Consider the following 11,398-nt stretch of genomic DNA (forward strand, 5'->3'; position numbering starts at 1 on the left):
TTTCAGAAATTTGTGAAGTTAAGGAATGGTGCAAAGAACCGTTAGGATGCGGGTCATGAGCGAGAACGGGCGGGACGCGGAGGCCGTGTCGAAGTTCGTCGAGTCCTTCGCGGCTCAGCTCGTCGAGGCGGGGATGCAGCGCATGGCGGCCCGGGTCTTCGCCGCGCTCCTCTCCTCCGACGCCGGTGTGATGACCTCCGCCGAACTGGGTGAACAACTGCGGATCAGCCCCGCCGCCGTCTCCGGCGCGGTGCGCTACCTCGCCCAGGCGCACATGGTGTCCCGCGAGCGGGAGCCCGGCTCGCGCCGGGAGCGCTACCGGGTGCACGGCGACCAGTGGTACGAGGCGCTGACCAACCGCGACACCCTCATCAAGCGGTGGGAGGGCGCGCTGCGCGAGGGCGTCCTGAGCCTCGGCCCGGACACGCCGGCCGGACGCCGCATGGCCGAGACGCTCGCCTTCTTCGAGTTCATGGAAGGCGAGATCGCGGCCATGATGGAGCGCTGGCGCGTCCACCGGGTGACGGTGTTCGGGGAGGGCTAGCGCTCCTTCGTCTCCTCCAGCACCGTCCGCCCCAGCAGCCGGTAGCGGGACGGGTCCCGCCGCTTCAGGTACTGCGCGTAGCCCACGCCGGCCACCGCGATCAGCGCGACCAGCCAGGGTGTCGCCTTCAGTACCAGCGAACCCGACTCCGGCCCCGCCGCGACCCCCATGTTGGACACCAGCAGCGTGACCACGGCGAGCATCGCGACGCCGCCGACGAGCGGGGCGGTGAACGTCCTGAACCAGTGCCTGCTCTCGGGGTGGTGGGAGCGGAAGTAGACCAGCACGGCGAACGAGCACACCGCCTGCACCACCAGGATCGCCATCGTGCCGAGGATGGCGAGCAGCACGTAGGTGCCGGTGTACGGGTCCTTGCCCGCGGCCCAGAACGCGCCGATCAGGACGGCCGAGACGACGGTCTGGACCAGGCCCGCGATGTGCGGGGAGCCGTGCCGGGCGTGGGTGCGGCCGACGGAGTTCTTCAGGGAGGGCAGGACGCCCTCGCGGCCCAGGGCGTACATGTAGCGGGCGGCGCAGTTGTGGAAGGCCATGCCGCAGGCCAGCGAGCCGGTGATCATCAGCCACTGCATGACGTCGACGGCCCAGTGGCCGACGTACCGCTCGGTGGGGCCGAAGAAGAGCGCCAGCGGATCGGCCGTGGCGACCCGGACGGCCTTCCCCTGGCCGGTGCCGATGATGGCCATCCAGGAGACGAACACGTAGAACACGCCGACGCCCAGCACCGAGATCATCGTGGCCTTGGGGATGATCTTCTTCGGGTTGCGCGACTCCTCGCCGTACATCGCCGTGGACTCGAAGCCGACCCAGGACCAGAAGGCGAAGAAGAGCCCGAGGCCCGCGCTGGTCCCCCGGAAGGCGTTGACCGGGTTGACCGGGTCGATGCTGAAGCCGTCCGGGCCGCCGCCGTGCAGGGCGACCGAGATCGCCATCGCCGCGAGGATCGTCACCTCGGTGGCGAGCAGCACGACGAGCAGTTTCTCGGCGACGGAGACGCCGAACCAGGTGCCCGTCGCGTTGACGGCGAGCATCAGCACCGCGAACGCCCACCAGGGGATGTCCAGGCCCGTCTGGTCCTGCAGTGTGGTGGTGGCGAAGGTCGAGAAGATGCCGATCAGCGCCGGCTCGAACACCACGTAGGCGAAGGTCGCGAGCAGCCCCGAGGCCAGCCCGACCGAGCGGCCGAGGCCGTAGGAGATGAAGCCGTAGAAGGCGCCGGTCGAGGTGATGTGCTTCGCCATCGAGGTGAAGCCGACGGAAAAGATTGCCAGGACGACCATTGCGACCAGGTAGCTCGCCGGGGCCCCGATGCCGTTGCCCGCCGACACCATGAAGGGCACGTTGCCGGTCATCGCGGTGATCGGCGCGGCCGTCGCGACGGCCATGAAGACCACCCCGAGCAAGCCGATGGCGTTGGGCTTGAGCCGGTGAACGGCGCCTTCCCCACCCGGTTCCGCCGTTGTTCCCGCCGCTGAGGCGACGCCCTCGTCCACTGCCATCGGGTGGCCCCTCTCCTGGTCGTCCGCTGGTGTGCTGGACCGGAACTCTGTAGCCCGAATGAGTCGGTCAAGGGTGTCGGCACGTTAAATGCTTGTCAACCAGACCTTTAGAAATCTGGTCGCAACACACGCCTCGTACGGTCGCCGCCATGAGCGCCTACACCTGCACCCTCGGCGGTGAGCGGTACCGCTTCGACTCGCTCGCCCGACTGCTCGCCGCCGCGAGCCCCGAACGCTCCGGCGACCGCCTGGCCGGTCTCGCGGCGCGGGACGCGCGCCGGCGGGTCGCGGCGCGCTGGGCGCTGTCGGAGGTGCCGCTCACCGACTTCCTGACCCGGCCCCTGATCCCCTACGAGGACGACGACGTCACCCGGCTCATCCTCGACGGCCACGACCCGGCCGCCTTCGCGCCGGTGGCGTCGATGACGGTCGGGGAGCTGCGGGAGTGGCTTCTGTCGGAGGCGGCGGACGCGGTGTCGCTGGCCGCGCTGGCGCCGGGACTCACGCCCGAGACGGTCGCGGCGGTCTCCAAGCTCATGGGCAACGCCGACCTGGTGGCCGTGGCGCGGAAGGTGCGCGTGGTGACCGCCTTCCGCTCCACGATCGGCCTGCCCGGACGGCTCGCCACCCGCCTGCAGCCCAACCACCCCACCGACGACCCGGCCGGCGTGGCCGCCGCGCTGCTGGACGGCCTCCTGCTCGGCTCCGGCGACGCGGTGATCGGCGTCAACCCGGCCACGGACAGCCCGAAGGCCGTACGGGACCTGCTGGAACTGCTCGACGAGGTGATCGGGCGGTACGCGATCCCCACCCAGTCCTGCGTGCTGTGCCACGTCACCACCAGCCTGGACCTGATGGAGCGGGGCGCCCCCGTCGACCTGGTCTTCCAGTCGGTCGCCGGCACCCAGGCCGCCAACGCCTCCTTCGGGGTCACCCTCGGCCTGCTCGACGAGGCGTACGAGGCGGCGCTGGCCCTGGAGCGGGGGACCGTCGGCCGGAACGTCATGTACTTCGAGACCGGGCAGGGCAGCGCCCTCTCCGCCGGCGCGCACCACGGGGTCGACCAGCAGACGGTCGAGGCACGGGCGTACGCGGTCGCCCGCCGCTACGACCCGCTGCTGGTGAACACGGTCGTCGGCTTCATCGGCCCGGAGTACCTCTACGACGGCCGGCAGATCCTGCGCGCCGCCCTCGAGGACCACTTCTGCGGCAAGCTGCTCGGCCTGCCCATGGGCCTCGACATCTGTTACACCAACCACGCCGACGCCGATGACGACGACATCGCCACGATGCTGACGATGCTCGGCGTGGCCGGCGCCTCCTTCGTGATCTGCACCCCGGGCGGCGACGACATCATGCTCAACTACCAGTCGGCCTCTTACCACGACGCGTTGTACCTGCGGGAGGTGCTGGGGCTGCGCCCCGCGCCGGAGTTCGAGGCGTGGCTGGACGCGATCGGGCTGCTGGACCGGCGGGGCGGCATCCGCGAACTGTCCGGACCGGCCCACCCGCTGACGGAGATCGCCACCACCCGCTCCGCGGTCACCGGCCCCGCCGCCACCGGCCCCGCCGCCACCGGCCCCGCCGTCACCGGCCCCGCCGTCACCGGGACCCCAGGACCCGCCACCCCCGGACGGGAGCTCGCGGCATGACCAACAGCCAGACGCAGGCGCAGGCGCAGGCGCACGCACCGGCACGGACGCAGACGCAGGCGACGGCCGGTCCGACGACCGATGAGCAGGGGGAGTTGTGGGCGTCCCTGCGTCTGCGCACCCAGGCGCGGATCGGTCTGGGCCGGGCCGGTTCCGCCCTGCCGACCCGGCACCGTCTGGAGCTCCAGGCCGCGCACGCCGCCGCCCGCGACGCGGTGCACTCGCCGTTCGACCCGGACACGGTGGCCGCGCGGCTGACCGGCACCTCGGTGGTCCGGGTCCGCAGCGCCGCCCCCGACCGTCTCACCTACCTCCAGCGCCCCGACCTGGGCCGCCGCCTGCACCCCATCGACCGGGCGCATCTGCCCACGGGCGCGTGGGACGTCGTCTTCGTGGTCGCCGACGGACTCTCCAGCCGGGCGGTGCACGAGCACGCGGCGGCGATGATCCGGGCGACGACCGCGCGGCTGCCGTCCGCCACCTCGGTGGCGCCCGTCGTCCTCGCCGAACAGGCCCGGGTGGCCCTCGGCGACGACATCGCGCACGCCATGGGCGCCACGGCCGTGGTGCTCCTCGTCGGCGAACGCCCCGGCATGTCGGCGGCCGACTCGCTGGGCGCGTACCTCACCCACCGGCCCCGGCCGGGCGTCACGACGGACGCCGACCGCAACTGCCTGTCCAACATCCGCCCGCCCCTGGGCCTCTCCTACGAGACGGCGGCGGCGAAGCTGGCCGCGCTGCTGCGGGGGGCCCGGGAGCTGGGACGCAGCGGCGTCGACCTCAAGGACGAGACCCTCCCCGGCCAGCCGGACCGGCGGGGCTCTGCCTAACCGGGCCCGTCGCGCCCGCGCCCCGGATCTTCCCGGGTCACAGCTCCGGCAGCATCAGTCCCAGCGCCCCCTCGCGCACCGTCCACGTGCGCCGGCGCACCGGCCCCGCGACCGCCGCGTCCGCCCGGTAGCGGAAATCCGCGCCCGAGACGGTCACCGTCCGCCCCCGGGTCTCCAGGGGCTCCACCGCCGCGCCGAGGGACAGCGGGCGCACCCGCACGATCGCCGTGCCGTCGGGTCCCGGGGTCACCGACACCGCCTCCACCGGCTGGTCGAGGTCGACCAGCGTCACCCCGTCGACCTCGATCCGCAGCCGGGCCGGGCCGGGCGTGGCCGGGGCGGCGGAGAGCCGCGACGGCCGGGACGGCACCAGCGTCCGGAAGAGGGACTGGTAGGTCCGCAGCCAGGGGTGGCCGCCGCCGTGCGCGAGCCCGGGCTCCGCCGCGGTCGTCTCCGGCCGCGCGGCCGACGGCACCGGCGGGATCCGCAGCGCGCCCAGCACCACCCCGTCGCTGTCGTCCACCAGTACGTCCAGACGCCGCTCCGTGCCGTCCAGGACGGCCCGGGCCGCCGCCACCGCCCCCGTGGGCACCCCCAGGGCGTGCGAGACGCCCAGGGCCGTGCCCACGGGCACCACCGAGAGCACGGTTTCGGCCAGGGTCCGCTGCCGGTGCAGCAGGGCCACCGCCCGCATCAGCGCGCGGTCGTCGCCGACGACCACCGGCCGTCGCGAGCCCCGCCGGGCCAGCGCCCGGGCGAATTCCTCCGGGTCCTCGGGGAGGCACACCTTCGTGCTCGCCGCACCCGCGCTGAGCACGTCTTTCGCGATTCGTACGGACTCCCCGTCCGTGCGCCTGGCGACCGGATCGATGATCACCAGCAGCTGTTCGGACGTCGCGAAAGTCGCCACCTCGGTCCTGCCTCGCTTCCTCGGGTAGCATCTTTGTGCAAGAGCCCCTTGCGCTATTGCGCCAGGGGCTTGGTCTATTCCGGGGCATCCGGGTCCGACAAGCGGCGACCGACGACGGTCGCGGTGCACGCGGTGCACGCGGTGGAAAGAGCCACCGCGTACGCCCCTGGCCTTGGACATGCCCCACCCGGAAGGGGTGTACGCGCGTGCCCGCACTTGTGCTGCTCGGTGCTCAGTGGGGTGACGAAGGCAAGGGGAAGGCCACCGACCTTCTCGGTGGCTCGGTGGATTACGTAGTGCGTTACCAGGGCGGCAACAACGCCGGCCACACGGTCGTCGTGGGCGACCAGAAGTACGCACTCCACCTGCTCCCTTCGGGCATTCTGTCACCCGGCTGTACGCCGGTCATCGGTAACGGTGTCGTTGTCGACCCGTCGGTCCTGCTCTCCGAGCTGAGCGGTCTGAACGAGCGCGGCGTCGACACGTCGAAGCTGCTGATCAGCGGCAACGCGCACATCATCACCCCGTACAACGTCACTGTCGACAAGGTGACGGAACGCTTCCTCGGAAAGCGCAAGATCGGGACCACCGGCCGCGGCATCGGCCCGACCTACGCCGACAAGATCAACCGGGTCGGCATCCGGGTCCAGGACCTGTACGACGAGTCGATCCTGACCCAGAAGGTCGAGGCGGCGCTCGACGGCAAGAACCAGCTGCTCACCAAGCTGTACAACCGCCGCGCGATCGCCGTCGACCAGGTCGTCGAGGAACTGCTCGGCTACGCGGAGAAGCTCGCTCCGTACGTCACCGACACGGTCCTGCTCCTCAACCAGGCGCTGGAGGCCGACAAGGTCGTCCTCTTCGAGGGCGGGCAGGGCACGCTCCTCGACATCGACCACGGCACGTACCCCTTCGTCACCTCGTCCAACCCGACCGCGGGCGGCGCCTGCACGGGCGCGGGCGTGGGCCCGACGAAGATCAGCCGGGTCATCGGCATCCTGAAGGCCTACACGACCCGCGTCGGCTCGGGCCCGTTCCCGACCGAGCTGTTCGACGAGGACGGCGAGGCGCTGCGCCGCATCGGCGGCGAGCGGGGCGTGACGACCGGCCGTGACCGTCGCTGCGGCTGGTTCGACGCGGTCATCGCCCGCTACGCGACCCGCGTGAACGGCCTGACGGACTTCTTCCTCACGAAGCTCGACGTCCTGACCGGCTGGGAGCAGATCCCGGTCTGCGTGGCGTACGAGATCGACGGCAAGCGCGTCGAGGAACTCCCGTACTCGCAGAGCGACTTCCACCACGCGAAGCCGATCTACGAGACCCTGCCCGGCTGGTCCGAGGACATCACCAAGGCGAAGTCCTTCTCCGACCTGCCGAAGAACGCCCAGGCGTACGTCAAGGCGCTGGAGGAGATGTCCGGCGCCCCGATCTCCGCGATCGGCGTGGGCCCGGGCCGGGACGAGACGATCGAGATCAACTCGTTCCTGTAGTACCGGCGGCGATCCGGCGGCGGTTTGCGGGCGCGGGCCGGTCAGGGGCATCCCTGACCGGCCCGTCGTCTTCGCCGGCCTCGCGCGCGGCCCCGTCGGCGGGAGCCGGCGCGGGCCGGCGCGGCCGTCTGCGGAGGTCGTCCGGCCGGTCTCGCCGCAAGGGATAAAAGCCGCGTACGGGCATATCCTGAGGTTGACCCGCATGTGTGTCGACCAGAAGGAAGTGACTGCGATGCGCATGATGCTGAAGGCGTCCATGGACACCGAGAAGGCGAACGAGGCCATCCGGAACGGCACCCTCGGGAAGCTCATCGAGGAGTCCATGGCGCAGCTCAAGCCCGAGGCCGCCTACTTCACCACCGACCACGGCCGCCGCACCGCCTTCCTTTTCTTCGACATGGAAGAGAGTGCGCAGATGCCCGCGCTCAGCGAGCCGTTCTTCCTCCAGCTCGGCGCCGAGATCTCCTACACCCCGGTGATGAACAGGGAAGACGTGCAGAAGGGCCTCGCGCAGCTCGGCCGTTGACCGGCCGTCCGGTCGACCGCTCAGCTGAACACGATCATCGATCCCTGCGCCAGACTCCGCGTCGCCGCCGCGTGCAGCCCGAGCCAGACGTGCCGCTCGCGCGCGAAGGGGCTGGAGTCGTACGGCGCCGGGACGGCGGGCTCCTCCAACTCCGTGGGCGCTGCGGGCGGTTGCGGAGCCGACGGCGGATTGGCCGGATCGATGCCGATCGACGGGGCCACGAACTCCAGTTCCCGCAGCAGGGACTGCGCGGAACCCAGGGGCCCGCCGCCCGCGAGGAGTTCATCGTTGGACAGGGGCTGCGGGAAGTCGACGGGCACGTAGGCGCCCGCGTGGTCGTAGTGCCAGACCAGGTGCGACTGCTGGGCCGTCGCCTCGAACATCTCCAGGAGCTGCTCGTAGTCGCCGCCCAGCTCGTCCACCGGCGTCACCGGCAGGCCGCACACCTGGAGGAGGTAGGCGCGGCGCAGGAAGTGCAGGGCGTCGTAGTCGAAGCCGGCCACCGGGGCGACCTCGCCGGACAGCCCCGGCATGTACTGGTACACCGGCACGGGCGGCAGACCCGCCTCGGCCAGCACCTTGTTGTACTGGGCGAGTTCGTCGGCGAAGGGATTGTCGGGGGTGTGGCACAACACGTCGACGAGCGGCACCAGCCACAGGTCACAGGCCAAAGAGAGCTCCTCACTCAGTGCGTCGACCGGTCAGGGAAGAGTAGTCGGTGAGGCCCGCGTCAGCTCCCCTCGTGCAGGTCCCATACCCACACTCCGGCCACCCGCCTACCCGGTCGGCCGACCAGCTTCTCCACCGTCTCACGCAGTCGGTCCGCGTGCGGTTGCGGGGCGAGCACCAGCGCGCCCGCCCGCCAGTACGCGAGATCCTCGCGGGTCTCGGCCCGGGCCCGGGCGTCGATCGCCGGGACCACGCCCGTGTACCGCACGTCCCGCAGCAGACCGGCGGTGAACCGCAGCGGGACGCCGTAGACGCCGGTGCGGTCGCCGTCGCCGTAGGGGCCGTTGAAGTAGCCGCCGGGCATCCGGAAGCCGAGGCCGGCCGCGGTCTGCCAGTGCAGCGCCTCGGCGTCCGCGGGTTCGGCGAGCGGCACCGGGACCAGCGTCTCGTCGCCGCGGACGTATGTCTTCCAGGCGCCGTCGGTGAAGAAGGCGGGCGCCTCGGCGCGCGGCTCCGACTTCAGCGGGGCGGGTACCAGGGGGAGCAGGGCGAGGCAGACGGCCGTCAGACCGGCGCGGCGCGCGCCCGGCCTGCGGACCCGGGCGAGCCGGTCGACCGCGAGGGCGAGCAGCATGCCCAGCGGCGGGGCGCAGACCAGTGCCACCCGGCTCTCGATCACCGAGTCGAAGAGCGGCAGTCCGGCGAGCGCGGCCCAGGGGCCGGGGACGGTCGAGTCGGTGAGCGGGAGAGGGAGGCGCGAACCGAGGGACAGCACGGCCGCGGCCGCCGCCGTCCCGGCCAGCGCCTTGACGACCGGCCGCCGCCGAAGTCCCGCCGTGACCGCGATCGCGAGCAGCGCCAGCGGCCAGCCGTAGAAGGCGTTCTGCTCGGTCGGGTTCAGGGAGAGGGCGTCGGCGCGGCGCGCGTCGCCCGCGATCAGGGAGCGCTCGGCGAAGGACAGCAGCGCCCGGACGGAGTTGGCGACGCCGGGCGCGGTGCCGTGGTCGATGCCGGTGTAGCTCTGCGGACCGGAGAACTGCCAGGCCAGCGGGTACACGACGAGGGGGAGACAGACGGCGCCGGCGACCGCCAGACCGGTCAGCAGGGGCCGCAGGGCCTCGCGCGCGACGTCGGGGCGTACGGCCGCGTAGGCGGCCGCGAACAGCAGCATGCCCAGCGCGGCGAGCAGCAGCGGCTCCTCGCCGAGGAACAACTGGTAGGCCGCCATCAGGCCGAGGACGACCGCGTCGCGGGTGACGCGTGCACCGGTCGTGAGCCGCAGCGCGCGGTCGATGATCAGCGGGATCATGAACAGCACGACGAAGTTGGGGTGCGCGTTGGCGTGGCTGATCATCGGCGGCGCGAAGGCGGCCAGCGCGGCTCCGGCGAAGGCGGCCGTACGGCGGTCGACGAGCCGTTGCACGATCAGCCGGTACCAGGCGGCGGCCGTCGCGGCCAGGCCCAGCGTCATCACCAGGCTCAGCGTGACGGCCGGTCCGAGCGCCAGCGTGACGGGCGTGAGCGGGACGGACAGGCCCAGCATCGTGGTGTTGGCCATCAGGTTCACGCCGTCCGGGGCGCCCTGGAGGCCGGTGAAGAGAGGATTGCGCAGGTGGGCGATGTTGTCGGCGGTCACCGCGAAGAACCACTCCCACTGGTTCTGGTCCTGGAGGGAGTCGGTGAGGTAGCGGTGGTCCGGGTCCGGGAGGCGGCCGGAGTAGAGGGCCACCGCCATCGCGAGGAACAGCAGGACGGCTACGACGTCCGCGGGTCCCGTCGCCGTGATCCGCAGCCGGACCAGGTCGCGCAGGACCCGGAGGTAGTCCGCCGGACGGACCTTCGAGCCGGGCTGGTGCGACCAGTGCACGGGCACCTCGGCGACCGGCCAGCCGACCCGCTGGAAGTGGCGCAGCACCTCCACGTCGATCGCCCAGCCGTCGAGGCGGGAGGCGGCGAAGGCGGCGCGGGCCTTGTCGCCGTCGAAGAGCTTGAAGCCGCACTGGGTGTCGCGCGTGCCCCGCAGGGTCGTCCGGCGTATGAGCAGGTTGCCCGCCCGGCCGGCGAGTTCGCGTATCCGGTGCTGGCGGTCGCCGAGGCTCGCGCCGGGTACGGCCCGTGAGCCGATCGCCGCCGCGTTGCCGTCCGCCAGCGCCTTCTCCAGGCGCTCCAACTCCTCGACGGGAGTGGCGAGATCGGCGTCCATGACCAGGACGTGGCGGCCCCGGCCGGCGGCGACGCCGCGGCGCAGGGCGTGGCCCTTGCCCCGGTGGCCGGAGCCCGCGACGAGCTTCACCCGGGGGTCGCGGCGGGCGGTGACGAGTTCACGGGTGGCGTCGGTGGAACCGTCGTCGGCGACCAGGATCTCCCAGGTGCGCCAGTGGCTCCCGGTGGCGTCGAGGTAGCGGGTGACGGCGTCCAGGGTGGGGCCGAGCCGATGCTCCTCGTTGAAGGCGGGGATGACGACGGAGAGTTCGACGGGCGCGCTGCGGTGCGCGGGAGCGGACGTGCCGGGGGCTTGCGCCCTGCTCACTCCGCCGCCAGGCGCTCGATCAGGGCGACGGATTCGTCGTTGTACGCGGCGAGCATCGCCCGGGCGGTGGTGGTGTCGCGGTCGTACAGGGCGTCGACGAGTTCGGTGTGGCCGGACCAGAGGTGGCCGCGCAGATCGGTCGGCCGGCGCAGGTGCTGCACCGTGCACACCCAGGACTGGAGCCGCAGCCGGTGCAGGAAGTCGGTGAGATAGGGGTTGCCGAACAGCGCGCTCAGCTCCCGCCAGAAGCGCAGGTCGTAGCCGATGAGGACGGTGAGGTCGCCGGCGGCCGCGGCACGCTGGGCCTCCTCGCCCCGGCGGCGCACCCCGGCTATGGCGGCCGCGGTCCGCGGGTCGTCGTAGTCGTGGTGGCGCTGACGGCCCTCGTCCAGGGCCAGGAACATCCCCTCGATGATCAGGCTGCGCGCCTCGATCATGCCCCGGAAGTCCGGGACGGAGTACTCGTGGACCCGGAAGCCCCGGTGCTGGTCGGCCTCCAGCAGGCCCTGCGCGGAGAGGTCGACGAGGGCCTCGCGGACGGGGGTCGCGGAGACGCCGTACTGCTCGGCGATCTCCTTGACGGTGAACTCCTGGCCCGGCTGGAGCCGTCCCCCCAGCACCTCGTCGCGCAACGCGTCGGCGATCTGCTGCCGCAGGGTGCTGCGCGTCACGGCTCCGTTGCCGGTGCTGCCGGGCATCGTCGGGGCGTCTCCATCGTCGGGTGCGGGAA

10 protein-coding genes are annotated in these 11,398 nt (G+C 72.1%); 5 read left to right on the top strand and 5 right to left on the bottom strand.

The window, feature by feature from the left end:
* Window positions 1–55 precede the first annotated feature (55 nt).
* Entirely contained in the window at window positions 56–544 is a 489-nt protein-coding gene (locus J2X68_RS15680; protein WP_310433151.1) for a MarR family transcriptional regulator, read from the top strand.
* Here J2X68_RS15680 and J2X68_RS15685 read toward each other — a convergent pair.
* Entirely contained in the window at window positions 541–2,061 is a 1,521-nt protein-coding gene (locus tag J2X68_RS15685; protein WP_310433152.1) for an APC family permease, read from the bottom strand. The genes J2X68_RS15680 and J2X68_RS15685 overlap by 4 nt on opposite strands.
* A gap of 149 nt (window positions 2,062–2,210) precedes the next feature.
* On the opposite strand from J2X68_RS15685, the gene eutB reads away from it, so the two are divergent.
* A complete protein-coding gene (gene eutB, locus J2X68_RS15690; protein WP_310433153.1) occupies window positions 2,211–3,713 on the top strand; it encodes an ethanolamine ammonia-lyase subunit EutB in 1,503 nt (500 codons plus the stop codon).
* Window positions 3,710–4,543 (top strand): ethanolamine ammonia-lyase subunit EutC, encoded by an 834-nt coding sequence (gene eutC, locus J2X68_RS15695; protein ID WP_310433154.1) that lies wholly within the window; start codon window positions 3,710–3,712, stop codon window positions 4,541–4,543. The genes eutB and eutC overlap by 4 nt, the downstream gene beginning before the upstream one ends.
* A 37-nt stretch (window positions 4,544–4,580) precedes the next feature.
* Here the strand turns inward: eutC and J2X68_RS15700 are convergent, their stop codons facing one another.
* Entirely contained in the window at window positions 4,581–5,453 is an 873-nt protein-coding gene (locus J2X68_RS15700; protein WP_310433155.1) for a diacylglycerol kinase family protein, read from the bottom strand.
* Window positions 5,454–5,659: 206 nt separating this feature from the next.
* Here J2X68_RS15700 and J2X68_RS15705 point away from each other — a divergent pair, with 206 nt between their 5' ends.
* Window positions 5,660–6,943, top strand: a complete 1,284-nt coding sequence (locus tag J2X68_RS15705) for an adenylosuccinate synthase (RefSeq protein WP_028806748.1) — start codon at window positions 5,660–5,662, stop codon at window positions 6,941–6,943.
* 232 nt (window positions 6,944–7,175) lie between these two features.
* A complete protein-coding gene (locus J2X68_RS15710) occupies window positions 7,176–7,469 on the top strand; it encodes a hypothetical protein (protein WP_310433156.1) in 294 nt (97 codons plus the stop codon).
* A 20-nt stretch (window positions 7,470–7,489) separates the two neighbouring features.
* Here the strand turns inward: J2X68_RS15710 and J2X68_RS15715 are convergent, their stop codons facing one another.
* Genes J2X68_RS15715 through J2X68_RS15725 form a run of 3 tightly spaced genes read right to left on the bottom strand, consistent with a single transcriptional unit; the run spans window position 7,490 to window position 11,366 of the window.
* Entirely contained in the window at window positions 7,490–8,140 is a 651-nt protein-coding gene (locus tag J2X68_RS15715) for a hypothetical protein (RefSeq protein ID WP_310433157.1), read from the bottom strand.
* A gap of 59 nt (window positions 8,141–8,199) precedes the next feature.
* Window positions 8,200–10,668, bottom strand: coding sequence for a glycosyltransferase family 2 protein (locus J2X68_RS15720; RefSeq protein ID WP_310433158.1), 2,469 nt, complete (start codon window positions 10,666–10,668; stop codon window positions 8,200–8,202).
* Entirely contained in the window at window positions 10,665–11,366 is a 702-nt protein-coding gene (locus tag J2X68_RS15725) for a GntR family transcriptional regulator (protein ID WP_310433159.1), read from the bottom strand. Before J2X68_RS15725 ends, J2X68_RS15720 begins: the two co-directional genes overlap by 4 nt.
* Window positions 11,367–11,398: the final 32 nt, after the last annotated feature.

The sequence above is a fragment of the Streptomyces sp. 3330 genome, assembly GCF_031456635.1.
GTDB lineage: Bacteria > Actinomycetota > Actinomycetes > Streptomycetales > Streptomycetaceae > Streptomyces.